This window comes from Nocardia sp. NPDC059764 (genome assembly GCF_042732555.1).
Lineage (GTDB): Bacteria > Actinomycetota > Actinomycetes > Mycobacteriales > Mycobacteriaceae > Nocardia.
This window is the reverse complement of the sequence record NZ_JBHWHH010000001.1, coordinates 24,707-51,590: the sequence shown is the minus strand read 5'-3', so window position 1 is coordinate 51,590 and position 26,884 is coordinate 24,707. Positions and strand designations below refer to the sequence as shown.

25 protein-coding genes are annotated in these 26,884 nt (G+C 68.6%); 16 read left to right on the top strand and 9 right to left on the bottom strand.

Annotated features, from left to right (window positions below; all coding sequences use genetic code 11):
- Window positions 1-129 precede the first annotated feature (129 nt).
- The 8 genes from ACFV4K_RS00240 to ACFV4K_RS00205 all read left to right on the top strand — a co-directional run bounded on the left by ACFV4K_RS00240 (window position 130) and on the right by ACFV4K_RS00205 (window position 12,764).
- Entirely contained in the window at window positions 130-2,169 is a 2,040-nt protein-coding gene (locus tag ACFV4K_RS00240) for a cytochrome c oxidase assembly protein (protein ID WP_379270792.1), read from the top strand.
- An 11-nt stretch (window positions 2,170-2,180) separates the two neighbouring features.
- A complete protein-coding gene (locus tag ACFV4K_RS00235; protein WP_379270790.1) occupies window positions 2,181-3,125 on the top strand; it encodes a threonine/serine dehydratase in 945 nt (314 codons plus the stop codon).
- A gap of 146 nt (window positions 3,126-3,271) precedes the next feature.
- Entirely contained in the window at window positions 3,272-3,721 is a 450-nt protein-coding gene (locus ACFV4K_RS00230) for a single-stranded DNA-binding protein (protein WP_379270789.1), read from the top strand.
- Window positions 3,722-3,731: 10 nt separating this feature from the next.
- A complete protein-coding gene (ettA, locus tag ACFV4K_RS00225) occupies window positions 3,732-5,408 on the top strand; it encodes an energy-dependent translational throttle protein EttA (protein ID WP_379270787.1) in 1,677 nt (558 codons plus the stop codon).
- 456 nt (window positions 5,409-5,864) lie between these two features.
- Entirely contained in the window at window positions 5,865-10,766 is a 4,902-nt protein-coding gene (locus ACFV4K_RS00220) for an NAD-glutamate dehydrogenase (protein WP_379270785.1), read from the top strand.
- 38 nt (window positions 10,767-10,804) lie between these two features.
- Window positions 10,805-11,239 carry an acyl-CoA thioesterase gene (locus tag ACFV4K_RS00215; protein ID WP_379270784.1) on the top strand — a complete coding sequence of 145 codons (435 nt, stop codon included), beginning with the start codon at window positions 10,805-10,807 and terminating at the stop codon, window positions 11,237-11,239.
- A 13-nt stretch (window positions 11,240-11,252) separates the two neighbouring features.
- Window positions 11,253-11,927 (top strand): hypothetical protein, encoded by a 675-nt coding sequence (locus tag ACFV4K_RS00210; protein ID WP_379270782.1) that lies wholly within the window; start codon window positions 11,253-11,255, stop codon window positions 11,925-11,927.
- Between the two features lie 105 nt (window positions 11,928-12,032).
- A complete protein-coding gene (locus tag ACFV4K_RS00205) occupies window positions 12,033-12,764 on the top strand; it encodes a dienelactone hydrolase family protein (RefSeq protein WP_379270780.1) in 732 nt (243 codons plus the stop codon).
- 36 nt (window positions 12,765-12,800) lie between these two features.
- Here the strand turns inward: ACFV4K_RS00205 and ACFV4K_RS00200 are convergent, their stop codons facing one another.
- Complete coding sequence (locus tag ACFV4K_RS00200) at window positions 12,801-13,118, bottom strand: AzlD domain-containing protein (protein WP_379270778.1); 318 nt, start codon at window positions 13,116-13,118, stop codon at window positions 12,801-12,803.
- Window positions 13,115-13,825: an AzlC family ABC transporter permease gene (locus ACFV4K_RS00195; RefSeq protein WP_379270777.1), complete on the bottom strand. Its 711-nt coding sequence runs from the start codon at window positions 13,823-13,825 to the stop codon at window positions 13,115-13,117. The genes ACFV4K_RS00200 and ACFV4K_RS00195 overlap by 4 nt, the downstream gene beginning before the upstream one ends.
- Window positions 13,826-13,918: 93 nt before the next feature.
- Between ACFV4K_RS00195 and ACFV4K_RS00190 the strand changes: the two genes are divergently transcribed.
- Window positions 13,919-14,539: a helix-turn-helix domain-containing protein gene (locus ACFV4K_RS00190; protein ID WP_379270775.1), complete on the top strand. Its 621-nt coding sequence runs from the start codon at window positions 13,919-13,921 to the stop codon at window positions 14,537-14,539.
- A 30-nt stretch (window positions 14,540-14,569) separates the two neighbouring features.
- Here ACFV4K_RS00190 and ACFV4K_RS00185 read toward each other — a convergent pair whose 3' ends face one another.
- Window positions 14,570-14,932 carry a hypothetical protein gene (locus ACFV4K_RS00185; protein ID WP_379270774.1) on the bottom strand — a complete coding sequence of 121 codons (363 nt, stop codon included), beginning with the start codon at window positions 14,930-14,932 and terminating at the stop codon, window positions 14,570-14,572.
- A 61-nt stretch (window positions 14,933-14,993) separates the two neighbouring features.
- On the opposite strand from ACFV4K_RS00185, the gene ACFV4K_RS00180 reads away from it, so the two are divergent.
- Window positions 14,994-15,449: a MarR family winged helix-turn-helix transcriptional regulator gene (locus tag ACFV4K_RS00180; protein ID WP_379270772.1), complete on the top strand. Its 456-nt coding sequence runs from the start codon at window positions 14,994-14,996 to the stop codon at window positions 15,447-15,449.
- Window positions 15,450-15,452: 3 nt separating this feature from the next.
- On the opposite strand, the gene ACFV4K_RS00175 is transcribed toward ACFV4K_RS00180, so the two are convergent.
- Window positions 15,453-16,181, bottom strand: a complete 729-nt coding sequence (locus tag ACFV4K_RS00175; protein WP_357279914.1) for an HNH endonuclease — start codon at window positions 16,179-16,181, stop codon at window positions 15,453-15,455.
- A 260-nt stretch (window positions 16,182-16,441) separates the two neighbouring features.
- Here ACFV4K_RS00175 and ACFV4K_RS00170 point away from each other — a divergent pair, with 260 nt between their 5' ends.
- From ACFV4K_RS00170 to ACFV4K_RS00150, 5 genes are all read left to right on the top strand, one after another.
- Complete coding sequence (locus tag ACFV4K_RS00170; RefSeq protein ID WP_357279911.1) at window positions 16,442-16,846, top strand: globin; 405 nt, start codon at window positions 16,442-16,444, stop codon at window positions 16,844-16,846.
- A 134-nt stretch (window positions 16,847-16,980) separates the two neighbouring features.
- The gene (locus ACFV4K_RS00165) at window positions 16,981-18,558 is read left to right on the top strand and encodes a glycoside hydrolase family 13 protein (protein ID WP_379270771.1); all 1,578 of its coding nucleotides are present in this window, start codon (window positions 16,981-16,983) and stop codon (window positions 18,556-18,558) included.
- A gap of 101 nt (window positions 18,559-18,659) precedes the next feature.
- Entirely contained in the window at window positions 18,660-18,938 is a 279-nt protein-coding gene (locus tag ACFV4K_RS00160) for a hypothetical protein (RefSeq protein WP_357090307.1), read from the top strand.
- 10 nt (window positions 18,939-18,948) lie between these two features.
- A complete protein-coding gene (locus ACFV4K_RS00155; protein WP_379270769.1) occupies window positions 18,949-19,392 on the top strand; it encodes a DUF5130 domain-containing protein in 444 nt (147 codons plus the stop codon).
- A gap of 141 nt (window positions 19,393-19,533) precedes the next feature.
- Entirely contained in the window at window positions 19,534-19,929 is a 396-nt protein-coding gene (locus ACFV4K_RS00150; RefSeq protein WP_379270768.1) for a helix-turn-helix domain-containing protein, read from the top strand.
- Window positions 19,930-19,996: 67 nt separating this feature from the next.
- Here the strand turns inward: ACFV4K_RS00150 and ACFV4K_RS00145 are convergent, their stop codons facing one another.
- From ACFV4K_RS00145 to pepN, 3 genes are all read right to left on the bottom strand, one after another.
- Complete coding sequence (locus ACFV4K_RS00145; RefSeq protein ID WP_379270767.1) at window positions 19,997-20,584, bottom strand: ClpP family protease; 588 nt, start codon at window positions 20,582-20,584, stop codon at window positions 19,997-19,999.
- Complete coding sequence (locus ACFV4K_RS00140) at window positions 20,581-21,183, bottom strand: ATP-dependent Clp protease proteolytic subunit (RefSeq protein ID WP_357090299.1); 603 nt, start codon at window positions 21,181-21,183, stop codon at window positions 20,581-20,583. The genes ACFV4K_RS00145 and ACFV4K_RS00140 overlap by 4 nt, the downstream gene beginning before the upstream one ends.
- A gap of 160 nt (window positions 21,184-21,343) precedes the next feature.
- Complete coding sequence (gene pepN / locus ACFV4K_RS00135) at window positions 21,344-23,935, bottom strand: aminopeptidase N (protein ID WP_379270765.1); 2,592 nt, start codon at window positions 23,933-23,935, stop codon at window positions 21,344-21,346.
- Between the two features lie 142 nt (window positions 23,936-24,077).
- Between pepN and ACFV4K_RS00130 the strand changes: the two genes are divergently transcribed.
- Window positions 24,078-24,908: a phosphoribosylaminoimidazolesuccinocarboxamide synthase gene (locus ACFV4K_RS00130; protein ID WP_379270763.1), complete on the top strand. Its 831-nt coding sequence runs from the start codon at window positions 24,078-24,080 to the stop codon at window positions 24,906-24,908.
- Window positions 24,909-25,034: 126 nt separating this feature from the next.
- On the opposite strand, the gene ACFV4K_RS00125 is transcribed toward ACFV4K_RS00130, so the two are convergent.
- Together ACFV4K_RS00125 and ACFV4K_RS00120 are read right to left on the bottom strand one after the other, a co-directional pair.
- Window positions 25,035-26,435 (bottom strand): RNA polymerase sigma factor, encoded by a 1,401-nt coding sequence (locus tag ACFV4K_RS00125; protein ID WP_379270761.1) that lies wholly within the window; start codon window positions 26,433-26,435, stop codon window positions 25,035-25,037.
- Window positions 26,435-26,836: a YciI family protein gene (locus ACFV4K_RS00120; RefSeq protein WP_379270759.1), complete on the bottom strand. Its 402-nt coding sequence runs from the start codon at window positions 26,834-26,836 to the stop codon at window positions 26,435-26,437. Before ACFV4K_RS00120 ends, ACFV4K_RS00125 begins: the two co-directional genes overlap by 1 nt.
- Window positions 26,837-26,884: the final 48 nt, after the last annotated feature.

Here is a 26,884-nt window from a genome sequence, read left to right as displayed (position 1 = left end):
ATAGCGAGCGTCCAGGTTAGTAATGCTTCCTCGCTTAGCAACTGTTCGGCGCGTCGGGGTGGTTGTGCAGACCGGAGGACCGGAAACCCCAGGGGAGTCTGGATGGGCGCTCCGAACTACGCTGGGCGTATGTCGTCAGTGCAGGACCCGCCCGCAGGATCGGATGTTTCGGCGAATCGGTCGGGTTCGGGGGTGACGTTCGCTGCGGTGACGGCACTGGGTGGGGCGGCGGCCGCGTTGGTGGCGGCGCTGGTCGTGGCGTTGTCGGCGGCGCAGGCCCTGACCTTGCTGGGGATTCCCGATCCTGGTCCGCTGACCACGTACGGGCTGCCCGCGGTGCGCGCGGTGGCGGATTTCTCGGCGGCGCTGACGATCGGATCGCTGCTGTTCGCGGCGTTCTTCGTGCCGCCGCAGGAGAGCGGAGTGCTGGACGTCGGGGGGTATCGGGCGCTGCGGCGGGCCGGGAACGCGGCGGTGGTGTGGGCCGGTTCGGCGGCGCTGCTGGTGCCGTTGACGCTGTCGGACACCACCGGGCAACCGCTGCTGAACTCGCTGCGGCCCGAGCAGGTGTGGCGCGCTGCCGACCAGGTAGAGGTCGCGGGGTCCTGGCGGTTCACGGTGTTCATGGTGCTGGTGCTGGCCGTCGCCTGCCGGGTGGCGCTGCGCTGGGGCTGGACGCCGGTGCTGCTCCTGCTGTCGGTGCTCTCACTGCTGCCGGTGGCGCTGACCGGGCATTCTTCCTCGGGTGGCGCCCACGACCTGGCCACCAACAGCCTGATCCTGCATCTGCTGTCGGCCTGCTTCTGGGTGGGCGGACTGTTCGCGGTGCTGGCCTACGCGCTGCGCGACGGCAAATACACGGCACTGGCCGTGCGCAGGTTCTCGATTGTGGCGACCGTCTCGTTCGTGGTGATCGCGATCAGCGGTGTGATCAACGCCCTGGTCCGGCTGCCCGTGTCGGAACTGCTCGGAACCACCTACGGCAAGCTGGTGCTCGCCAAGACCGCGGCGCTGATCCTGCTCGGCGTCATGGGCTACCTGCAGCGCCGCAACGCGATCCCGGACCTGGAGAAGGACCCGCAGGATCGCGGCGCGCTCATCCGCCTCGCCGGTGTCGAGGCGCTCATCTTCGCGGCCACCGTCGGCCTCGCCGTCGGCCTGGGCCGCACCCCGCCGCCGGACCAGCGGACCGTGCCGACTCCGACCGAGGTCGAGATCGGCTACAACCTGGCCGGTCCGCCGACCGTGGCGCGGCTGCTGTTCGACTGGCGCTTCGACCTGATCTTCGGCACCCTCGCCCTGGTCATGGCCGGGCTGTATCTGCGCGGCGTGCTGCGGCTGCGCAAGCGCGGCGACGACTGGCCGATCGGCCGGACGATCGCCTGGCTCGCGGGCTGCCTGACGCTGCTGCTCGCCACCAGCTCGGGTGTGGGCCGGTACGCGCCGGCCATGTTCAGCGTGCACATGGCTCAGCACATGATGCTGTCGATGCTGGCCCCGATCCTGTTCGCACTGGGCGGTCCGGTGCTGCTGGCGCTACGCGCGATCCAACCGGCCGGTCGGAATCAGCCGCCCGGCGCGCGCGAATGGATCCTGGCGGCCGTACACAACCCGGTGTCGCGCTTCCTGACCCAGCCGGTCGTCGCCTCGGTGCTGTTCGTCGGCGGCTTCTACGCCCTCTACCTGGGCGGCATCTTCGACAAATACGTCGGCACGCACGGCGCCCACATTCTGATGAATGTGCACTTCCTGCTCAGCGGATACCTCTTCTACTGGGTGGTCATCGGCATCGATCCCAAGCCGCGCCCGGTGGAGCCGCTCACCAAGTTGGGCATGGTCTTCGGCTCGCTGCCGTTCCACGCCTTCTTCGGCATCGCGCTGATGAGTATGGACACCGTGATGGGCGGCTGGTTCTACCGCGGCCTGGGCCTGTCCTGGAACAAGGACCTGCTCGGCGATCAGCACACCGGCGGTAGCCTCGCCTGGGCCAGCGGTGAGGTGCCGCTGGTCGTGGTGATGCTGGCGCTGCTCATCCAGTGGTCGCGCAGCGACCAACGCCTGGCGAACCGGCTCGACCGCAAGGCCGAGCGCGACGACGACGCGGACCTGACCGCGCACAACGCCATGTTCGCCGAGCTCGCTCGGCGCGACAGAGAGGTGCGCAAGTGAAGGACGTCGCCATGGCGACCCGGAAAGTGAAGCGGCTGTACAGATCCGACGTGCGCCAGGCCCGCCGGCTGCTGCGCGGGCACACCCGCAAGACGCCGGTCTTCCACACCGAGATCCTGGGCCCGCACGGCCCGGTCCCGGTGACGCTGAAACTCGAGCATCTCCAGCACGGCGGCACCTTCAAGGTGCGCGGCTGCCTCAACGCGCTGTTGCAGGCGCGCGGCGATCAGACCCAGGTGGTGCTGGCCTCGGCCGGCAATGCCGGGATCGCGGCGGCGCTGGCCAGCGCGGTGCGCGGAATGTCGTGCACGGTGGTGGTTCCGGAGTCGGCCTCGCACACCAAGGTGGCGGCCATGTGGTCGCACGGGGCCGAAGTGCTGTGGCACGGAACCACTTACGCCGAGGCGCACAGGTACGCCCGTCAGCTCGCCGCCGAGCGCAGCGCCATGCCGTTGCACGCCTACGACCTGCCCGAGATCGTGGCTGGCGCGGGTGTGGTCGGGCTCGAGATCGAGGAGCAGGTGCGCGGCAGACCGACCGTGCTGGCCGCGGTCGGCGGCGGTGGGCTGGTGGCCGGGGTCGCGGTGTCGCTCGGGCTGCGCGGCCGGGTGGTCGGGGTCGAGCCGGTGGGCGCGCCGACCCTGCACGCGGCGCTGGCGGCCGGGCACCCGGTGGACATCGACGTGTCCAGCGTGACCTCGGATTCCTTGGGCGCGAACCGGATCGGCGAGATCGCCATGGAGGTGGCGCAGCGCTACGCGGTGCGATCGGCGCTGGTCAGCGATGACGCGATCGTGATGGCCCGGGAGTACCTGTGGCGCGAGTTCCGGATCGTGGTGGAGCCCGCGGGCGCGACCGCGGTGGCCGCGATCCAGTGCGGGGCGTACGTGCCGGGCCCGGGGGAACGGCCGGTAATCGTCTTGTGCGGGGCCAACACCGACCTGGCGACCCTGTAGTCCATCGCGAGAATCATCCCCACCCCGCGAGTTGTCCACACTCGCCGAGGCGGGGTCTGCCCTCGTACGCGCTTCCCGGTGAAGCTGGAACCCGGACCGAACACAGGGCTCGCGGCGACGGGCTCGAATCGACAAGGGGGAGCGCTATGTACGAGGCGAATACCGCGGTGATCGGCCGGGTCGTCACTCAACCGGTGCTGCGCGCGCTGCAGAACGGCGATCAGCTGCTGAGCTTCCGGATGGCCAGTACCGCCCGCCGCTACGACCAGGCCGCCGGCGACTGGGTGGACGGTGGCACGTTGTACCTCACCGTAAGCTGTTGGCGACGGGGGATCATCGAAGGAGTCGAAGCGTCGCTGCAGCGAGGTGACCCGGTCATCGCGTACGGGCAGCTGCGCTCGAACGAGTACACCACCCGAGACGGCGCGGAGCGCACCGACCTCGAGATGCGGGCCCTGGCAGTGGGTCCCGACCTGGGTCGTTGCACCGCCCCGGTGGTGCGCAAAACCTTCGGTCGACCCGACCGGACCAACCCCGTGGAACGGCCGTCCGCCGATGCGGACACTGCCGGAGAACCCGCTACTACACACAGTTAGGCTTGCCGATATGGCTGAGTTCATTTACCAGATGGTGAAGGTGCGAAAGGCGCATGGCGACAAGGTCGTGCTCGACAATGTGACCTTGAACTTCCTTCCCGGCGCGAAGATCGGTGTCGTCGGCCCGAACGGCGCGGGTAAGTCCAGTGTGCTGAAGATCATGGCGGGACTGGACCAGCCGAACAACGGTGATGCCTGGCTCGCGCCGGGCGCGACGGTCGGCATCCTCATGCAGGAGCCGCCGCTCAACGAAGAGAAGACCGTGCGTGGGAACGTCGAGGAGGGCCTCGGCGAGATCAAGGTGAAGCTGGACCGCTTCAACGAGATCGCCGAGCTCATGGCGACCGACTACTCCGATGAGCTGATGGAGGAGATGGGCAAGCTCCAGGAGGAGCTGGACCACGCCGACGCGTGGGATGTCGACTCCCAGCTCGAGCAGGCCATGGACGCGCTGCGCTGCCCGCCGCCGGACGAGCCGGTCACCAACCTCTCCGGTGGTGAGCGCCGTCGTGTCGCGCTGTGCAAGCTGCTGCTGAGCAAGCCCGACCTGCTGCTGCTCGACGAGCCCACCAACCACCTCGACGCCGAGTCGGTGCTGTGGCTCGAGCAGTTCCTCGCCTCCTACCCGGGTGCCGTGCTGGCCGTCACCCACGACCGGTACTTCCTCGACAACGTGGCCGAGTGGATCCTCGAGCTGGACCGCGGCCGCACCTTCCCCTACGAGGGCAACTACTCCACCTACCTGGAGAAGAAGGCCGAGCGCCTCGAGGTGCAGGGCAAGAAGGACCAGAAGCTGCAGAAGCGCCTCAAGGAGGAGCTGGCGTGGGTCCGCTCCGGCGCCAAGGCGCGTCAGGCCAAGAACAAGGCGCGTCTGGGCCGCTACGAGGAAATGGCCGCCGAGGCCGAGAAGATGCGCAAGTTGGACTTCGAGGAGATCCAGATCCCGGCCGGTCCGCGCCTGGGCAATGTGGTCGTCGAGGTCGAGAACCTGGACAAGGGCTTCGGCGACCGCCAGCTCATCAAGGATCTGTCGTTCACCCTGCCGCGTAACGGCATCGTCGGCGTCATCGGCCCGAACGGTGTCGGTAAGTCGACGCTGTTCAAGACCATCGTCGGGCTGGAGAACGCGGACAGCGGCAATGTGCGCGTCGGCGACACGGTCAAGCTGAGCTACGTCGACCAGAACCGCGGCGGCATCGACCCGAAGAAGACGGTCTGGCAGGTCGTTTCCGACGGTCTGGACCACATCCAGGTCGGCCAGGTGGAAATGCCTTCCCGTGCTTATGTTTCGGCCTTCGGGTTCAAGGGCCCGGACCAGCAGAAGCCGGCCGGCGTGCTCTCCGGTGGTGAGCGCAACCGCCTGAACCTGGCGCTGACCCTCAAGCAGGGCGGCAACCTGATCCTGCTCGACGAGCCCACCAACGACCTCGACGTCGAGACCCTGAGCTCGCTCGAGAATGCGCTGGAGAACTTCGCGGGCTGCTCGGTGGTCATCTCCCACGACCGCTGGTTCCTCGACCGCACCTGCACGCACATCCTGGCGTGGGAGGGCACCGAGGACAACCCGGCCGCGTGGTTCTGGTTCGAGGGCAACTTCGAGGCCTACGAGGCCAACAAGGTCGAGCGCCTCGGCCCGGAAGCGGCCCGTCCGCACCGGGTGACCCACCGCAAGCTCACCCGCGGATAGCGCACCACCCCAACCGAATTCACCGCTCGCCCCCACCCGGAGATCCGGGTGGGGAAGCTGGACTGTGCCGTCATCGGCCGGCTACCGCGGGCTCGGGTCCCGATCCGGCCCGTGGTCGAGCGGTCGGTTGACCACTTTTGCCTGGCTCGACGATGTTTGCTGGACGGTTTACGGTTCGTTGGATGGCGGGCGCTGGCCGCGGAAGTGAACGGTTATCGAACAGCGAACTCAGCGGTTTCGCATTCGCACTAGTGCGTGAAAACTGTTTTGGTGCAATGTTTGTCGGAGACGACCTGGCGATATCGGGCGAACACCTCACTCATCGAACCGTCCGGTTTGTCGGTATTGTGAGACGCGGCGTGGCATTGACAGGAATTCGACCCGGTACCTGTCGTGTCCAGTTACTCTCGCATCGGCGTCACTTTGTTACGGAACCGAATCCGAGGAGTTGGCGAAATGACGGTCTCGTCCGAATTGTCCAGCAAGGCCTGGGCTGCGAGTTTGCCCAAGTCACTGGGCGGCAACCTCGTGTCCCTCGAGGAGGCATATTTCCGTCACGTCGACGCCGGCGACGCCGACTGCGCCATTCCCGCGACGTCCACCCACATCTTCCGCTGCCACGTCGATCTGGCAATGCAGCGCACCCCAGGCACCGCGAATGTCCATGTGTACCAGGCGGATGACGAGGCCGGGCTCGGCGTCGCCATCCAGTTGGTCACCGACGATATGCCCCTGCTCGTCGAGTCCGTCACCGCTTTCCTGAGCCGCATCGGCGTCAGTGTCAGCGAGGTCGTGCACCCCATCTTCGAGGTCACCCGAGACGCCACGGGTCGCCTGGAGACGGCGGTGCCGCACGAGGTCGACGGCAATGGCGCGACCGGTCTGCGCGAATCCTGGATGCACGTGCAGCTGCATCCGGCCACCAGCCGCGCGCAGCTCGAGCGCATCGAGTCCGCGCTGCCCGACGTGCTCACCGACGTGCGCCGCGTCATCGAGGACACCGAGGCCATGCGTCAGGCCCACGAGCGGGTCGCCGGTGAACTCGACAGTGCCGCGGCCGCCGGTAGATCGGGCTTCCCGGCAGCCGATCTCACCGAGTGCGCCGACCTGCTGCGCTGGCTGGCCGACGGCCATTTCACCGTGCTCGGCTACGCCCGCTACGAACGCAGCACCGTGGACGGCCAGGCCAAGTCGATCATCGTCCCGGAGACCAGCCTGGGCGTGCTGCGCCCCAATGTCGGCACCGACTTCCGCGTCCCGGACAACAGCGGTGACCAGTCGCTGCTCATGCTGACCCAGGGTCTGGTCCCGGCCACCGTGCACCGCGCGGTCTACCCGTACTTCGTCGGCGTCGCCGAGATGGACGAATCGGGTGCGGTCATCGGTGAACACCTGTTCATCGGTGTCTTCACCGTCACCGCCCTGCACGAGAACGTGCTCGACATCCCGGTCATCCGCCGCCGGGTGAAATCCATCATCGAGTCCAGCGGCTTCGACCTGGACTCGTTCTCGGGCCAGGAGATGCTCGAGGTCATCCAGTCCTTCCCGCGCACCGAGCTGTTCTCCTCGCACGGCGACGCGCTGCGCCGCACCGCCAGCGCCGTGCTGAATGTCGGCATGCGCCGCCAGGTCCGCTTGTTCATGCGCCTGGACGGCTACGGCCGCTTCGTGGCCTGCATGGTGTACCTGCCTCGTGACCGCTACACCACCCGCGTGCGCCTGGAGATGCAGGACATCCTGGTGCGCGAACTGGGCGGCGTCTCCATCGACTACTCGGCACGGGTCTCCGAAAGTGACCTCGCCAGTGTGTATTTCACCGTCCGCCTGCCCGATGAGGGCACCGCGGTCGACACCACCGAGACCAATCGCCTGCGCATCCAGCACCTGCTGTCCGAGGCCAGCCGTACCTGGGACGACCACCTGCGCGACGAGGTGGCCACCTCGTCGGTGCTGGATCCGGCCGTGGCACAGCGCTACGCGGAGTCCCTGCCGGAGAGCTACAAGGAGGACTTCGATCCCACCCGCGCCATGGCCGACATCCTGCGCCTGCAGGGTCTGGCCGAGGGCGGCATCGATCAGCACCTGTACCGCTGGCCCGATTCCGCCCCGGGCTCTTGGCGTTTCACGCTCTATGTCGGCGGTGGCGGCATCTCGCTGAGCCAGGTGCTGCCGCTGCTGCAGAGCCTCGGCGTCGAGGTGATCGACGAGCGTCCGCACCAGGTCGACGGTGACCACGGCCCGGAACAGTGGATCTACGACTTCGGCCTGCTGGCTCGCCCGGAACTGCTGCGCAGCGCCCTGGACCGGAACATGGACGCCGAACTGGTGGAGCCCGTGGGCCGCCTCGACGTGCTCGACGCCCAGGTGCGTGGGGTGCGCCAACGCTTCACCGAGGCGTTCGAGGCGCTCTGGTACGGCCGCGCCGAGGCCGACGGTCTCAATGAGCTGGTGCTGCGCGGTGGCCTGAACTGGCGTGCCGTCTCCATCCTGCGCGCGTACTCGAAGTACTTGCAGCAGGCCGGATTCCCGTACAGTCAGGCCGCCATCACCCGCGTGCTGCTGGCGTACCCGGAGGCGGCGAGCATGTTCGTCGACCTGTTCTCCGCGCTCTTCGATCCCGATTCGGCCAATGCCGAGCATGCCGTGGAGCTGGAGGCCGCGGTCCGCCGCCGGATCGACGACGTGGTGAGCCTGGACGCCGACCGCATCCTGCGCGCCATCCTCGGCCTGATCAGGGCCACCCTGCGCACCAACTACTACGTCCTCGACGCCGAAGGCCGGTCGCGGGACTACCTGTCGTTCAAGGTGGAACCGCGCGAGATCACCGAATTGCCCAAGCCCCGTCCGCAATTCGAGATCTTCGTCTACTCGCCGCGGGTCGAGGGCGTGCACCTGCGCTTCGGCCCGGTGGCGCGCGGCGGTCTGCGCTGGTCGGACCGCCTGGAGGACTTCCGCACCGAAATCCTGGGCCTGGTCAAGGCGCAGGCGGTGAAGAACGCCGTGATCGTGCCGGTCGGAGCGAAGGGCGGATTCGTGGTGAAGCAGCCCCCGGCCGCCACCGCCGACCCGGTCGCCGACCGCCAGGCGCTGCAGGCCGAGGGCATCGCCTGCTACCGCACCTTCATCTCCGGCTTGCTCGACGTCACCGACAATGTCGATCGCGCCACCGGCGCGGTGCTGCCCCCGGCCCGAGTGCTGCGCCGCGACGCCGACGACACCTACCTGGTGGTCGCCGCCGACAAGGGCACCGCCACCTTCTCCGATATCGCCAATGACGTTGCCCTGCAGTACGGTTTCTGGCTCGGCGACGCCTTCGCCTCGGGCGGTTCGGTGGGCTACGACCACAAGGCCATGGGCATCACCGCCAAGGGCGCGTGGGAGAGCGTGAAGCGGCATTTCTCCGAGATGGACATCGACACCCAGTCCGAGGACTTCACGGTGGTCGGCGTCGGCGATATGTCCGGGGACGTGTTCGGCAACGGCATGCTGCTCTCGCGGCACATCCGCCTGCTCGCGGCCTTCGACCACCGGCACATCTTCCTGGACCCGAATCCCGACGCGGCCACCTCGTTCGCCGAGCGCGAGCGCATGTTCGCCCTGCCGCGCTCGTCGTGGGCCGACTACGACAGGTTGCTGATCAGCACCGGCGGCGGCGTCTACGACCGCACGGTCAAGTCGATTCCCGTCAGCGAGCAAGTGCGTGCGGCTTTGGGCCTGGCCGCCGACGTCACCTCGCTGTCCCCGCCGGAGATGATCCGCGCCATCCTGATGTCCCCGACCCAGCTGCTGTGGAATGGCGGCATCGGCACCTACATCAAGGCCTCCACGGAGACCAATGCCGAGGTGGGCGACAAGTCCAATGACGCGGTCCGGGTGAACGCGAACGCCCTGCGCGTCAATGTGATCGGCGAGGGCGGCAACCTGGGCGTCACCGCGCACGGTCGCATCGAGTTCTGCAAGCACGGCGGCAAGATGAACACCGACGCGCTCGACAACTCCGCCGGTGTGGACTGCTCCGACCACGAGGTCAATATCAAGGTTCTGCTCGACGGCGTGGTCTCGGCGGGCGAGCTGTCCCAGGCCGAGCGCAATCCGCTGCTGGCGTCGATGACCGACGAGGTGTCGGCGCTCGTATTGCAGGACAACGTGTCCCAGAACTATCTGATGGGCATGTCCCGTGCCGAGGCCCCGCGCATGCTGAATGTGCACCAGCGGCTCATCGAGGATCTCGAGGACCGCCGTGGCCTGGACCGCGAGCTCGAGGCGCTGCCCGCGGACGCGGAGCTGAAGCAGCGCATCGAGGAGGGTGCGGGCCTGACCTCGCCGGAGCTGTCGAATCTGATGGCGCACGTGAAGCTTTCGCTCAAGGCCGACCTGCTCACCAGCGACCTGCCCGATACCGCGTACTTCGCGGCGCGGGTGTCGCAGTACTTCCCGACGCCGCTGCGCACCCGGTTCGGCACGGCCATCAAGCGGCACCGCCTGCGCCGCGAGATCACCAGCACCATGCTGGTGAACGAGGTGGTCGATCTGGGCGGCATCACCTACGCCTTCCGACTGGGCGAGGAAATCGGGGCGTCGGCCTCCGACGCGGTGCGCGCCTTCACCGCCGCCACCCAGATCTTCGATCTGCACACGGTGTGGAAGACCATTCGCGACGCGGACGTCTCCACGGGCATGAAGGACGCGCTGGAGCTGGAGACCAAGCGCACCCTGGACCGGGCCTCGCGCTGGCTGCTCAACAACCGCCCGCAGCCGGTCGCGGTGGGCGCGGAGATCCACCGCTACTCGCAGGGCGTGCGCACGCTTGCGCCGAAGGTGCCGAGCTGGCTGCGCGGGCACCACATCGACACGCTCAACGAGCAGTCGCAGGCCATCGCCGAGCAGGGCGTGCCCGCCGAGCTGGCCACCACGGTGTTCGGGCTGCTGAACCAGTTCCCGCTGCTGGACGTGCTCGATATCGCCGACATCACCGATCGCAGCGGTGAGGAGGTGGGCGCGCTGTACTACGCGCTCAACGACCACCTGAAGATCGATTGGCTGTTGCAGGCGGTCAGCCACCTGGAACGCGGCGACCGCTGGCACGCGCTGGCCCGGCTCGCGCTGCGCGACGACATGTACGGGTCGTTGCGCTCGCTCACCCTCGACGTGCTCTCCGCCGGCGACCCGGAAGAGACCGCCGAGGAGAAGATTGCATACTGGGAGTCGAAGAATCAGTCCCGATTGGGCCGCGCACGCTCGGCCCTGTCGGAACTTTTCGAGTCCGGAACCCACGACCTGGCCACGCTGTCGGTTGCGGCGCGGCAGGTGCGCAGCATGGTGAGTGGGGTGGGTGCGCAATCGGAGGTACCGCGTTGACGATCGGTTCGCTGAACGGCCTAGCAGCAGGTCCGGGTGTGACGGACACGGCCACACCCGGCCGCTTCCACACCCCGGTGGAGGTGCGCTGGTCGGATATGGACGCCTTCCAGCACATCAACCATGCCCGCATGGTGACTCTGCTGGAGGAAGCCCGGATCCCGTGGCTGTTCCTGGACGAGCGACCGACCGTCAAGCTGCGGGCCGGCTGTGTGCTGGCTGACCTGCGGGTGCAGTACAAGGGCCAGCTGCGCCACGAGGATTCGCCGCTGGACGTCTCCATGTGGATCGAGCGGCTGCGCGCGGTGGACTTCACCGTCGGCTACGAGGTGCGCGCCGCGGGCGCGTCCCCGGACTCCGCGCCGGCGGTGGTCGCCTCCACCCAGCTGGCCGCCTTCGACATCGACACCCAGCGCCTACGCCGCCTCACCACCGAGGAACGCGACTACCTGTCGCTGTGGCTGGCCGACTGACCCGAGAACCGTCTTGTCGGGACAGCTGACCCTGCACGTTCCGGATCCCGCGGAACGCGAGAACCTGGCCACCTTCCTCACCCACGCCGTCCGGCTCGACCCGGCCGCGGTCATCCGCCTGCGCCGGCGCGGGGACCGCTTCGTCTCCGCCTGGGCCGCCACCGGATTCGAGGCGCTGGCCGTACGCACCGTGGTCGCCGAACTCGGGATGGACGATGTGACCGTCAGTGCGGACACCGTCCTCGCCGGGCTGCACGGGCCCGGCGCGAGCGCCGCGTTCGGGCTGGGCTTCGCCATGGATTCCGCCTGGCACGGGGCCCTGCCGCCGGAGAACGGGTTCGTCCACGTGGAGGATGTGCCCGCGCGCATGCTCGTGGAATTGGCCGAGCGCGGCGCGGAGGTCGCGCAGGAGCACGGCGGGAAGCACGGCCCGCCCGCCGCCCTGCTGGATCAGACCGTGCTCACCGTCTCCAATGCCGGTGAGCGGGTCGAGGTGCCGATGCGGGTGGTGTTCGCGCTGGCCGCCATGGATTTCATTCCGCACGGCGGTGAGAAGACCGACTCCCGGCGCATCTCCGTCGACGAGATCGTGCGGGTCCGCGCGGCCCGCACCTGGCTGCGTCTGGACGCCCGCTACGGGTCGGTGGCCCGCCGGCGTGGACCCTCCTTGCCGCTGCTGACGCACTGAGTTCCACGGCAAGGTTCGAAAGTTGATGTGTCCCATCGGCTGTTCGATGGGACACATCGCCGGTTCGATGGCCCGTGTCCCCGCTTGCCGCACTACGTTTGGCATATGACAGCTGTCGCGATCGAGACCGGGTGGGTCGACCTGAAGGTTGGAGACACCGTGATGAGCGCCTACGTGGCTCACCCCGCCGAGCCCGGCGCCTATCCGGGAGTCGTTGTCGGACACGAGATCTACGGCCTGCACGCCACCGCGAAGCAGGCCACCGAGCGCATCGCGGCCCTCGGCGCGATCGCCATCCTGCCGGACCTGTTCCATCGCGAGGCGCCGCGGGCCGACCTGGAATTCGGGGCAGAGGGTCGCGAGCGCGGCCTGGCACTGCTGCGCACGCTGAGTCGTCCCGACGTGCTCTCGGACATTTCCGCCTGCCTCGACGAACTGCGCGGCCGGGAAGCCACCTCCCTGAATATGGTCGGCTTCAGCGCGGGCGGCCACGTCGCCTACTACGCCGCGACGCAACTCCCGCTGGCCGCCACCGCTGCCTTCTACCCTGGCTGGCTCACCAACACCGATGTCCCGCTGTCCACTCCCGAGCCGACCATCGAGGCCACCTCCGGCATCACCGGCCGCATCCTGCTGTTCTTCGGCGGCCAGGACCCGTTGATCGACGCCGAGGCGCGTGACGAGCTCGAAGAAGCCTTGACGGCCAATGACATTCCGCACGAGATCGTGGTCTACGAGGACGCACCGCACGGCTACGTCTACCCGGGCCGCGACTGGTACCGCGCCGAACTCGCCGAGGATTCCTGGACGCGCATCGCGGACCTGCTCGGCCGCTGAGGTTCCCGAGTGGAGAGCTGAATTCCCGAGTGGAGATCAGTGCACGCCGAGCATCCGTAGCCCGGCGGTGACGAACGCGGCCGACAGGATCACCACGATCAGCGGCGCCCGCCGCCAGGCCAGCACGGCCGCGACGAGGACACCGGCGGGTAGCGCCCACCCGAATTGACTTCCGCCCGAAGGCATCAGCGTGGTCACGGCCAGCGCCGTGAGCAGCACGACCGAGGCGATCTCGAGCAGCCGGACGGTGCGCGGCGAGATCCGGATGCGGCTCCGCAACAGCGGCCCGGCGAACCGGAACGCGAAGGTGCCCAGGGCCAGCGCCATGGTGGCCATCAACAGGGTCTTGGTCATCCGGCGGCGCTCACGGTCGAATCCGCGGTGGCGTCGTCGGTTCCCGCACGGCGGGCGACCAGCAGGACCGCGCCCAGCGCGAGCAGCACGGGCAGGCCCGCGCCGAGGAATGGCGTGGTCGCGGCCGCCACGGCAGCGCCGGCCAATGCGGCGGTGCGCGTGAGGGAGTCACGCAGGGCCGGAAGGACGAGGGAGAACAGGACCGCCGGGAAGACGGCGTCCAGTCCGAAGATGTTCGGGTCGGGCGCGACCGAGCCGAGGATCGCGCCGACGGCCGCGCCGAGCGGCCAAGCGGCCAGCACAGCCAGTCCGCACAGCCAGTAGGCGGCGCGACGGCGGTCGTGGTCGGGCTGGGCCAAGGCCATGGCGACCGATTCGTCGTTCATGACGTGGGTCCCGAGCAGTCGCCGCCAGCCGGTGCCGACCACATCGGGCACGGACAGCCCGTAGGGCACATGCCGCGCATTGACCAGCAGTCCGGCCAGCACGGCCGCGACCAGCCCGCCTCCGGCGGTGAGGATGCTGATGAAGACGAATTCCGAGCCCCCGGCCACCACGGCCACGCTCAGGAGAACCGGCAGCCAGCCGGGTAGTCCCGAGGTCACCGCGGTAGCGCCGTAGGATACGCCGATCATGGCGACTGCCAGGCAGATCGCCGCGATTCCTGTGAGCACACTCCGATCGAGTGTTCGCCATGACGAACGCATGTTTTCTATAATGAACACACCCGGCCGGGTTCGTCAAAGGGGCGTGCCGGAGAAAAGGGTGCGGCCGCCCGGGCCGGTACTGTGAACGCCACCATGACCCAGCAGCCCGACCGCTCCGCACCGGCGTCTCCCGCGGGGGGCGCGGCGTCCCCGTCGGACGTGATCCCCCCGTCTCCGCAGGAGGCGATCGCCGCCGCGCTGCGCCGGGAGCGCGCCCGCTCCGGGCTCTCGCTGACCGAGGTCGCCAAGCGGGCCGGGATCGCGAAATCGACGCTGTCCCAACTGGAATCGGGTGCGGGAAATCCTAGTATCGAAACCCTGTGGGCGCTGTGCATCGCGCTCGACATCCAGTTCTCGCGGCTGCTGGATCCCCTGACGCCGCAGGTGCAGGTGATTCGCGCGGGCGAGGGCCCGGTGCTCGCCTCGGCCCAATCGGAGTATCGGACCACGCTGCTCGCGGCCTCCCCGCCCGCCGCGCGCCGTGACGTATATCGCGTCACCGCCGAGCCTGGTCATCCCCGCGACTCAGCCCCGCATTCGCGCGGCGTCGTCGAACACATCGTGCTGTGCGCCGGTCGCGCCAAGGTCGGTCCCGCCGAGGATCCGGTCGAGCTCGAACCCGGCGACTACATCTGCTACCCCGGCGATATGCCGCACGTCTTCGAAGCCCTCGAACCGGGCACCTGGGCGCTGCTCGTCATCGAGTACAGCTGATCCTCGAACAACCCTGTCGCCGCGGGGTTTTCACTGCACCGCCAGCCACCAGGCGGACAGCAGATGCACTGCCGCCAGTCCGACGCAGGTGGCGGCCATCGGCCAATTGCGCCGCCCGGCGCCGATGATCGCGTCCCCGATCTGAGCCAGCCCGGCCACGATGAGGACCGGCGCGAGCCCTGAGCGCGCACCGACCGCGAGCAGGATCAACACCACGATGCTCAGCGGCACCGCCCGCGCCCCGTATCCGTAGGCGAAAAACCTTGTCCCCGTATTGATCTGGCCGCCGTCCGGCACCGCGAGGGCGGGCCGCGCCATGCCCACCACGCTGGAGATTCCGGAGATCAAGGCGACCGCCCCATTGGCGATGGCGATTCCCGTGTACGCGTCCATGTCGTTCACTCCAATAATCATTCACACCCTGAATGGTTCGAGTAGAAGTATCATCGGACCCGTGAACGATGTCAAGAAGTCGACCGGGCTCCCGAAGACCGTCGCGTTCCGCCTGGGCACCGTCGGCGCGGTGGTCGCCGACCGCTTCGCCGTGCGCATCGAACCGCTCGACCTCAAGCCCAAGCACGCGGGTCTGATGACCGCGCTGAGCCACGGCGAAGCCGCCTCGCAGCAGGAGTTGGCGGGCCGGCTCGGCGTCGCGCCGAGCCTGGTGGTGGCGCTGGCCGATCACCTGGAACGGCTGGGCGCGATCGAACGCGTGCGGGATCCCGCGGATCGCCGACGGCAGGTGCTCACGCTCACCGAACAGGGACATGCCCTGCTTGCGGCGTGTGAGAAGGCCGCGCGAGAGCTTGACGCGGAGCTCACCGCCGGATTGCGACCCGACGAGCGCACGGCCTTACGGCGCGCGCTCGGCGTACTGGCCGCCGACGCCGGGCTGCCGACGGGCGAGTGACGGCTAGGCCGCGCCCTCGCCCAGATACTGCAACCACGTCGGGTCCAGTTCGGAACTGGCCGACAGCAACCGCCAGTGCGGGCCCTTGGGCGCGACCATCGGATGGTGCAGGGCCCAGCCCAGTTCGCTCAGCAGCTTGTCCGCTTTGCGGTGATTGCAGGGCGCGCAGGACGCCACACAGTTCTCCCATGAATGGGCTCCGCCGCGGCTGCGCGGAATGACGTGATCGATGGTCTCGGCCTTGCCGCCGCAGTAGGCGCAGCGGTACCGGTCGCGATGCATGAGCGCGGCGCGGGTCATGGGTACCCGTGCCCGGTACGGAACGCGCACGTAGTTGCGTAGTCGGATGACCGAGGGGAGCGACACCGAGGTCCCGGCGGAATGCACGACCGGACCTTCCGGATTGTCGTGCACCGTATCGGCCTTGTCGCAGATCAGCAGCACGATGGCGCGGCGCGCGGACAGGGCGGTGAGTGGCTCGTACGTGGCGTTGAGGAGCAGCACGCGGCGTTTGGCCCAGGCGGGGACGGGTGCTGCGGTGGGTGGGTGATGCGAGTGTTCGCGGTGGTCGCCCGGATGGGCGGGCTCGGGATGAGCGCCCGGATGATGCTCGGCATGAGAATGTTCGGACAGTAAGTGCAGCGGAGTAGCCCCCGACCCACGATTGTGGACATCGGCGGGCTGGAGTTGTCGATGCGTCCGCGCCTCACGGGCGCCGTGCCGCTGCTTCATGGGCCATACCCCGGTTTCGTATTCGTCCGATTGTGTGGTATCTCGGCAGACTGCCACCCAGTTGACCATGGAACGGCGCACAATGCCATCTCTTTCGACACATTGTCAGACACTTTCGGATGAACACCGCGTGACAATCGCTGGGACCGGGGTTTCCGGGCGTTGACAGGGCATTTTTCGGTAGCTCACCGGTGTCCTGGGCGGCGCTGAATCCGACCCGGACGGGGTGCGGGCCGGACCGGACACGGCAGAATGGGGGCGTGACTTCCGGCGAGCAGACTCAGATCTCCTTCTTCGAGGCCGTGGGCGGCCAGGCGACGTTCCATCGGATCGTCGCGGCCTTCTATCGCGAGGTGGCCGCGGACGAGGTGCTGCGGCCGCTGTACCCGGAAGAAGACTTGGGTCCCGCCGAGCGTCGGTTGCGGATGTTCCTGGAGCAGTATTGGGGTGGCCCGCGCACCTACTCCGACGAGCGTGGCCACCCGCGGCTGCGGATGCGGCACCACCCGTTCAAGGTCGGTCCGATCGAGCGGGATGCCTGGCTGCGGGCCATGCACATCGCGGTGGCGGAGATCGAGCCGGAGGTGCTCGACGACGCGCACCGCAAGCAGTTGCTCGACTACTTCGAGATGGCCGCCAATTCGCTCATGAACTCGCCTTTCTGATTTCGCACCGCAGCAGTCGCAGCGTCCCACGGGGATTCCAGCCGGTCGTGGCTGTCCGCTGACCATTTGCTGAAAGTGGACAAGTCCTTCCGACGCACCCGCGAAAGCCGCTGTGCTTTGGCACCATTACCGCTGTGACGGACAATCTCGCCGAAAACCCCTGGTGGCGGTCGGCCGTGTTCTACCAGGTGTATCCCCGTTCCTTCGCGGACTCCGACGGCGACGGTGTGGGCGACTTAGGCGGATTGCGGGACAAGCTGGGCTATTTGGAGCTGCTCGGCGTGGACGCCCTGTGGATCTGCCCGGTGATGCGCTCGCCCATGGCCGACGGCGGCTACGACGTGTCCGACCCGCGCGATATCGACCCGCTGTTCGGCGGTCAGGCCGCCCTGGACGAGCTCATCGCCGAGGCGCACGACCGACGCATGCGGGTGACCATGGACCTGGTCCCGAATCACACCAGCGATCAGCACCGGTGGTTCCAGGAGGCGCTGGCGGCCGGGCCGGGCAGTCCGGAGCGGGCGCGCTACTGGTTCCGGGACGGCCGCGGCCCGGATGGCGCACTGCCGCCCAACAATTGGCCGAGCATCTTCGGCGGCCCGGCCTGGACCCGGGTGCGTGAACCCGACGGCGGACCCGGGCAGTGGTACCTGCACATCTTCGCGCCCGAGCAGCCGGACCTGAACTGGGAAAACCAGGAGGTCGCAACCGATTTCGAACAGACCTTGCGGTTTTGGCTGGATCGCGGCGTGGACGGTTTCCGACTCGATGTCGCGCACGGCATGGCCAAACCCCCGGGCCTGCCGGACATGGAGCGCATCGACACCCGCATGCTGCACCTCGAGGACGACGATCCACGGTTCAACAACGCCGGGGTGCACGAGATCCACCGGCGCGTGCGCAAGGTGCTGGACGAGTATCCGTACGCGGTCGCCATCGGCGAGGTGTGGGTCAACGACAACACCCGCTTCGGCGAATACGTGCGCGCCGACGAACTGCACCTGGCCTTCAACTTCCGCCTCGCCCAGACACCGTTCGATCCGGACCGCATCCGCACGGCCGTGGACAATTCGCTGCACGCGGTGGCGGGCGTCGGCGCGACGCCCACCTGGACGCTGTCCAATCACGACATCGAACGTGAGGTCACCCGCTACGGTGACGGCCCGGTCGGGCAGGCCCGGGCACGGGCCATGATCATGCTGGAGCTGGCGCTGCCGGGTGCGGTATTCGTCTACAACGGAGCCGAATTGGGCCTGGCCAATGTGGACGATCTGCCGGAGTCGGCGCTGCGCGACCCCACCTGGGAGCGGTCCGGTCACACGGTGCGCGGCCGCGACGGCTGCCGGGTGCCGCTGCCGTGGGAGGGCGCGCGGCCGCCGTTCGGGTTCACGACGGGTGAGCCGTGGTTGCCGATGCCACGGGAGTGGGCGGCGATGAGCGTGGAGCGGCAGCTGGAACGGCTGGATTCCATGCTGTCGCTGTACCGGATGGCGATCGAATTGCGGGCCGTCCGTCCGGAATTCGCCGGGTCGGGCTTCGAGTGGTACGGGAGCCCGCCGGGCTGTCTGGCGTTCCGGCGTGAGGGTGGGCTGTTGTGCGTGCTCAATGCCACCGACTCGCCGATTCTGCTGCCGGCGGGGGAGGTGTTGCTGACCAGTGCGCCGCTGGCCGGTCGCAAACTTCCGGCGAACTCGACTGCCTGGTTGGTCTGATCGGCGAGGTTCCGGCCGGTCCGAAAGGTGAATGTCACGACACGGCCGCACTAACCCTTACCGGTCGTAGTAGTCGTGGCGCGATCGACTACCGTTGGCCCGTGAGCATTCTCCAGACAGTGCTGATCTACGTCGGCATCCCGGTCGCGATCTATCTGGCGATCGCCGGATTGTCGTTCCTCGGCAAGCCGCTGCCCGGCGAGAAGCCGGAACACTACGAACTCGGTGCGAAGTGGACCCAGCCTCCGGTGCTGTGGAGCGCGACCGACGAGGTGACCGGCTCCGGCCACCACGACACTGCTGATTCGCATGGACACCATGCGGCTATCGAGACCGCCAACGCGGAGCTGATCGGAGGCCGGGCAAGTGGCAAGTTCTAATTGGCCTGCGGTGAACGAGGCCGACCTACCCCACGGTTACGCCCTCACCTCCAGCGGACGCGTCTCCGGCGTGCACGAGGCCGGCGACGTCTTCAAGGAAGCGCCGTTCAGCGACCGTGAGCGGTTGCTCATGGACAATGCCCTCACCGACGCCACCCGCGCCACCAAGGTGCGCTTCAACGTCTACATCGGCGACCTGGGCGCCGACTCCGCCGCCGGCGTGGACGCGCTGTTCCCGGCCACCCCGGAGGCCGCCCGCTCGGTCCTGATCGCGGTGGACCCGAACACCAGCTCCGTCGAGGTCCGCTCCGGCCATGAGATCGCCGAGCGCGCCAACGACCGCGTCTGCCAGCTCGGCGCGACCGCCGCCACCAGCTCTTTCCGCCAGGGTGAGCTGATCGACGGCCTGGTCTCCGCGGTGCGCGTGATGGCCGCCGCCATCGGCCGCGTCTAGCCGGTTCCGATCTGACGAGGGACGCCCAGGGCTCGAGCCCCGGGCGTCCTTTCGTGGGGGGGGCCTTCGAATGTTCGCCGAGGAGTTCGCTCTCAGCAGATCGAGGCGCGACGGCCGGGCCAGGCACTTTACGCTCGGTGTATGTCCGAGCATCCGCGCCTGAAGGCGCTTCCCGGTGGTCTGGATCGAGCGGGCCGGTCGGTACGCCCCACGGCATCGGCCGCCCGCGAGCACGTGGATCGGGAACCCCTGTGGCGCGAGGTCCTTGGCGATCGACTGCGCTCGATGCGGCTGGACCTCGGCGAGAAGCTCACCGAAACCGCTGGGCGAGCGGGTATCTCACCGCAGTACCTCTCCGAGATCGAACGCGGCCGCAAAGAACCCTCGAGCGAGATGATCGCCGCCCTGGCCGGAGCCCTCGGCATCAGCGTCGGCGGACTCACCCGCCAGGTCGCCGAAGAGCTCCTGCGCACCCGCCTGACTTCCACCGTGCCGCACCGCTACGCCGGCCAGGTCATGCTGTCGCTGGCCGCCTGACCCGCGCTGCGACACACTGATTCGCGCTAGGCCCGCGCCGACACTGTCGGCGCGGGCGTTCCGGCATTCAGCGCGGGCCGAGGAGTTGGTCGGCGAGGCCGTAGTCGATGGCGGTTTCGGCGGTGAAGACGCGGTCGCGGTCGGTGTCGCGGCGGAGGGTCTCCGGGGTTTGGCCGGTGTGGGTGGTGAGGATGGCTTCGATCTGGGCGCGCATGCGGACGATCTCGTCGGCTTGGAGGATGAGGTCGGGGATGGTGCCCTGGCCTCGGATCGCGGGCTGGTGCAGGACGATTCGGGAATGAGGGAGGACATTGCGGCGGCCTTTCGCGCCACCGGCGAGCAGGACCGCGCCGACGGCGATGGCCTGGCCGACGCAGGTGGTGACGACGGGCGACGAGATGTGCTGCATGGTGTCGTAGATGGCGAGCATGGCGGGCAGTTCGCCGCCCTCGCAATTGATGTAGAGGTTGATGTCCTGCCCGGGGCTCTCCGCGTCCAGGTGCAGGAGTTGGGCGATGAGGGCGTTGGCGACGCCGGAGTCGATGGGGGTGCCGAGGTAGACGATGCGCTCGCTGAGCAGGTGCGAGTAGACGTCCATGATCCGTTCGCCGCGCGGGTCGCGGGTGATGACGTTCGGAATCGTGTAGGTGCTCATGCCGAGATCCCCAGCTTCTGTCGCGCGGGGACCACCTGGTGGAAGGAGTCCACGATGTGGTCGATGAAGCCGTAGTCGCGGGCCTGTTCCGCGGTGAACCAGCGGTCGTGGAGCGAGTCCTCGAAGATCTGGTCGTAGGGCTGGCCGGTGTCCTCGGCGATCAGGCCGAGCACGGTCTGCACCGTGTAGCGCAGGTCGTCGGCCTGGACTTCCACCTCGACGGCGCTGCCGCCGATGCCCGCCGAGCCCTGGTGCATGAGGATGCGGGCGTGCGGCAGGGCGTAGCGGTGGCCGGGGGTGCCGGCGGAGAGCAGGAATTGCCCGGCGCTGCAGGACAATCCGAGCGCCAGGGTGGAGACCGGGCACGGCACCAGGCGCATCACGTCGCGGATGGCGAGCATGGCGGGCACCGAACCGCCGGGGGAGTGGATCCACAGCGAGATCGGCGCTTCCGGGTCCTCCGCGGCCAGCGTCAGCAACTGGGTCATGAGCAGCGTGCCGTTGTCGTCGTCGAGCCCGCCGTCCAGCACCAGGACCCGCCGGGCGAAGAGCTGTTCCCTGGTGCTCCAGTTGAACATCGGAGTCTTGTTGTCTGCCATGCCTTCACGGTGCCGCAGCCCAGCTCTGGAAGTCCTGCCACGCTGCCGTGAGCAGATCCGCTCACAGCAGCGTTCACCGAGCGACGGCAACAGGAAGCGGCCCCCTTCTGGAAGTTCCGGAAGGGGGCCGCTGTCGAAATGTATTGCCGGGCAGTGCTTTCTAGCCGCGATCGAAGGCGCGGGCGCGCAGCGAGCGTTCGATGCCCGCCTTGCCCTCGACCACCAGGCGGCGCAGCGCCGGCGGGTGGTCGCCGCCGAGGAACTTGTCGGCCACGGCGACCGCTTCCTCACTGACGGCCCAGTGCGGGTACAGGCCGACCACGACGGTCTGGGCGACCTCGCTGGACCGGCGGTCCCACACCCCGGAGATATCGGCGAAGTACCGCTCCACATACGGGTGCAGCAGCTCGGACTGGCCAGCGGGCGCGAAGCCCGCGACGATGGCGCGCGCGGTGATGTTGGCCACCGTGTCGTCACCCATGACGGTGTCCCACGCCGATTCCTTGACCGCCGCCTGCGGGCGGGCGGTGGAGGCGGCGGCGGCCTGCCGGCGGCCCGCGGCGGTGTCGTCGCGGGCGAGTTCGGAGTCGATGACCGGGGTTTCGATGCCGTCGGAGTCGATGGCTCCGGCGGCGGCCAGCGCCTGGGTGATCCGCCAGCGCAGGTCGGTGTCGACGGTCAGGCCGGGCAGGTCCACGCCTTCCGGGTCGCCCGCGCGCAGCTGGTGCAGCACCTGGATGTGCTGTTCGGACAGCAGCGCGCCGGTGAGCGCGTTGACGAACGCCAGCTGGTGGTCCGAGCCGGCACCGGCGGCGCGGGCCAGTTCCAGCAGCCGGTCGGCGTAGGCGGGCCAGCCCTCGGTGCGCGCCCACTCCGGGTCGGCGTAGGCGCTGAGCGCGGTGCTCGCCTGCATGAGAAGCCGCTGCACGACGCCGATCTCGGTCTCCGCGCCGACGCCCCGCTGCACCAGCGCCACGAAGTCGCGGGCCTTCATCTCGGCCTGGCGGGTCATCTCCCAGGCCGCGGACCAGGCCAGGGTGCGGGGCAGCGGTTCGGCGATGTCGGCGATGCGCGCCACCACGGTGTCGAGCGAGTCGGCGTCGAGGCGGACCGAGCAGTAGGTGAGGTCGTCGTCGTTGACCAGCACCAGCTTGCCGCGGCCGACGCCGATCAGCTCGGGCACGTCGGTGCGCTCGGCCGCGTCCACGTCGAGCTCGACGCGCTTGGTGCGCACCAGCTTTCCGTCCTGGTCGTCGTAGATGCCGATGGCGAGGCGGTGCACGCGCCGTTCACCCGCGCCGGGCTCCGCGCCGTCCTGCACGACCGCGAAGGAGGTGAAGGCGCCCTCCGCGTCCACGGTGAAGTCGGGGCGCAGGATATTGAGGCCGGTGGTCTTGAGCCACTGCGCGCCCCAGTCGGACAGGTCGCGGCCCGACGCCTTCTCCAGCGCGCCCACCAGATCGTCGAAAGTGGCGTTGCCGTAGGCGTGTTCGGTGAAGTAGTCGCGCAGACCGGCCAGGAACGGCTCCTCGCCGACGTAGGCCACCAGCTGCTTGAGTACGGAAGCGCCCTTGGCGTAGGTGATTCCGTCGAAGTTGACCTCGACGGCGGCCAGGTCCGGAATGTCCGCGGCGATCGGGTGGGTCGACGGGAGCTGGTCCTGCCGGTACGCCCAGGACTTCTCGACATTGGCGAAAGTGGTCCAGGCGTTGGTGTATTCGGTCGCGCCGACCTGGCACAGCACCGACGCGAAGGTGGCGAACGACTCGTTCAGCCACAGGTCGTCCCACCACTTCATGGTGACCAGGTCGCCGAACCACATGTGCGCCATCTCGTGCAGCACGGTCTCGCAGCGGCGCTCGTAGGACGCGCGGGTCACCTTGGACCGGAAGACGTAGTCCTCGAGGAAGGTGACGGCGCCGGCGTTCTCCATGGCGCCCGCGTTGAATTCGGGCACGAACAGCTGGTCGTACTTGCCGAAGGCATAGGGCACACCGAAATTGGCGTGGTAGAAGCCGAAGCCCTGCTTGGTCTCGGTGAAGAGCCGCTCGTGGTCCATGAACGTGGCCAGCGAGGCGCGGCAGTAGATGCCGAGCGGGATCTCGCCGTGCGAATCCTGGTAGGAGTCGGTCCATTTCGCGTACGGTCCGGCGATGAGGGCGACCAGGTAGGTGCTCATGCGCGGGGTGGTGGCGAAGGTGTGGCGGACGACGGCGCCGAGCCGGTGGGTGTCGGTGACGGCCCCGTTGGAGATGACCTCCCAGTCCTCGGGCGCGGTCACGACCATGTCGTAGGTGGCCTTGAGATCGGGCTGGTCGAAGCAGGCGAACATGCGCTTGCAGTCGGCTGTCTCGAACTGCGAGTACAGGTAGATCTTGTCGTCGGTGGGGTCGACGAAACGATGCAGGCCCTCACCGGTGTTGGAGTACTCGCCGTCGGCCTCGATCACCAGCTCGTTGTTCGCGGCCAGGTCGGGCAGGGTGAGGCCCTGCTCCTCGTCGTAGCCGCTCACGTCCAGGTCGACGCCGTTGAGCACGGCCGAGCGCAGGCCCGCGCCCACGAAGTCGATGAAGGTCTGCGCACCCGGCGTCGCGGTGAAGGTCACCGTCGCCTTCGAGTGGAACGTCTCACCGCGAGGCGCGTCGGCGCTGGTGGGCTGGCCGGTGAGGTCCAGCTCGACCTTGTAGTTCTCCACCTGGACCGTGGCGGCGCGTTCGATGGCCTGCTCGCGGGTGAGATTCGGTGCGGACAAGGAGGCTCCTTAGCTCTCGGAGAACTGTGCGGCAGTAGCCAGCTTGCCATGCCCGGGGTCGGGCGGTTGGGCGTGTCCGATGCGACGACGGCCACCCACTAGGCTGGGCGACGGCAGCTATCGCCCAGCACGAGGAGGACCGTTGAAGCACATCCACGCCGGTAAGGTGCGCGACCTGTACGAGGACGGCGATTCGCTGATCCTGGTCGCATCCGACCGGGTGTCGGTGTACGACGTGGTGCTGCCGACCCCGATCCCGGACAAGGGCGCGCTGCTCACCCAGCTGTCGAACTGGTGGTTCGGCTTCTTCTCCGATGTGCCCAACCACATTCTGTCCACCACCGATGTGCCCGCCGAGTTCGCGGGCCGCGGCGTGCGGGTCAAGCCGCTGAAGATGGTGAAGGTGGAGTGCATCGCGCGCGGCTACCTGACCGGCGGCGGCCTGGCCGAGTACAACCGCACCGGCACCGTGTCCGGCATCGCGCTGCCGCCGGGCCTGCGCGACGGCGACAAGCTGCCCGAACCCATCTTCACCCCCACCACCAAGGCCGACGAGGGCCACGACGAGCCGATCAGCTTCGCCGACGTGGTGAACCAGGAGGGCAAGGAGGTCGCCGAGAAGTTGCGCGACCTGACCCTCGAGATGTACTCGCGCGGCGCGGACCACGCCGCCGCCAACGGTGTCATCATCGCCGACACGAAGATCGAACTCGGCTGGGACGGTGACGTTCTCACCGTCGGCGACGAGGTGCTGACCTCGGACTCCTCCCGCTTCTGGCCCGCCGACGACTACGAGCCGGGCCGCCCGCAGAAGTCGTTCGACAAGCAGTTCGTGCGCGACTGGTCCACCTCCACCGGGTGGAACAAGGAGTACCCGGGCCCCGAGATTCCGGCCGACATCGTCGACGTGACCCGCCAGAAGTACAAGCAGGCCTACGAACTCATCACCGGCAACGCCTGGACCGGCGTCTAGGCCGGAACCGTCTCGGCGGCAAGGAAGTTCGTCACGAACTCGTCGGCCCGGCACTCCAGTTCGGCGTACTGGGCCACGCGTTCGGCGCCGACCGCTTTCCAGACCGCCGCCGCCTGAGGTGATGCGTCAGCCGCGGCGCAGGCCGGCGGCCCGAATCGTGAGGTAGTCGCGTTCGGGCAGGCTGGTGGTCCGGCGGGCGGCGGCGGTGTAGGCCGCGATGGCTTCCTCGGGGTCTCCGGCCATTTCGTACAGATGGCCGCGCACGGCGTCGAGACGATGATTGCCCGCCAGCGACTCCGTGAGGGTGTCGGTCAGGTCCAGCCCGGCCTGCGGACCGTGCACCATGGCGGTGGCGACGGCCCGGTTCAAGGTGACCATGGGGTTCGGGGACTGGCGTTCGAGGGCGTTGTACAGCAGCAGGATTCGCGGCCAGTCGGTGTCCTCGGGCCGCAGCGCCTGGGCGTGCAGGGCGGCGATGGCGGCCTGGATCTGATACGGGCCGATCAGCCCGCTCCGCACCGCGGCGGTCGCCAATCGCACGCCCTCGATGAGCATGTCGCGATCCCACAGCCCGCGATCCTGCTCGGCGAGCGGGACCAGTTCGCCATGCTCCCCGGTCCGGGCGGCGCGCCGCGCATCGGTGAGCAGCATGAGCGCCAACAGGCCGGTGACCTCGGGATTGTCCGGCAGCACGCGGTTCAGCGCCCGCGCCAGGCGAATGGCCTCGCTCGACAGGTCGCCGCGGCGTAGTCGCTCACCGCCGCTGGTGTGGCCCTCGGTGAAGATCAGGTACAGCACCCGCAGCACGCTGTCCAGGCGCGTATTCCATTCCCCGAGTTGACCGTTCGACTCCGCGGGCATGGCGAAGGGGCGGTCCTCCTCCGCGATGCGCTTCTTGGCGCGGGTGATCCGCTGCGCCATGGTGCGTTCCGGCAGCAGGAAGGCCCGGGCGATCTCCTCGGTGGTGAGCCCGCCGACCGCGCGCAGGGTCAGGGCGATCGCGCTCGCGGGCGACAGTGCGGGGTGACAGCACAGGAAGAACAAGGTGAGCGTGTCGTCCCGGTCCTCGGTCCCGGTATCGCGGGCTGTGCGGCCGGTGACCGCGCCGCCCGGATCGGCCGTGCCGCGAATGCCGGATACCCCGTACGGCGCGGGCGCGCTGTCCGCACCGGGTGCGGCGGCCAGCTGGTCGAGTTCCGTCTCCGACAGCGCCGCGATCACCGCGTCGGCCGGGTCGGGCGTCGCGGTGCCCAGGCGTTCCGGGTCGCGGATCGCGTCGGTGGTCTCGCGGTTGCGGCGGGCGGAGTCGGCGCGGATGACGTCGACCATGCGCCGCGCGCCGACCCGGATGAGCCAGCCGCGCGGATTGTCGGGCAGGCCGTCGGCGGGCCACTGGGTGACGGCGGCGAGCAGGGCTTCCTGGAGGGCGTCCTCGGCGGCGTCGAAATCGCCGTAGCGGCGGACGAGCGCGCCGAGGACCTGCGGGGCGAGTTCGCGCAGCAGGTCCTCGATCGCGGTGTGCGGCATCAGAGTTCGGCGGCGGGGGCGCACATGATCTGACGGACCTCGATGTACTCGCCGATCGGCTTGCCGCCGGGGCCGGGCGCGGCCGAAGCCTGCGCGGCGATCTCGACGGCCCGGTCGGGGCTGTCGACATCGATGATCCAGTACCCGGCCAGGAGCTCCTTGGTCTCGGGGAACGGGCCGTCGGTGACCACCGGCGCGGACCGGCCGTCGGAACTGACGGTGATCGCCTGACCCGGGTCGGCGAGGCCCTGGGCTTCGACCAGTTCGCCGGACTTGGCCAGCTGCTCGCCCAGGGTGCGCTGGAAGTCGATGTGCGCCTGGATCTCCTCGGGCGCCCACTGGTGGATGGGGGTGTCGCAGAAAGCGGCCGGGGTGTAGGACTTGATCAGCATGTACTTCATGGTCGGCTCCTTCGTCGGCGCGCCGCGGTGGCGCTCTCGCATACAGGT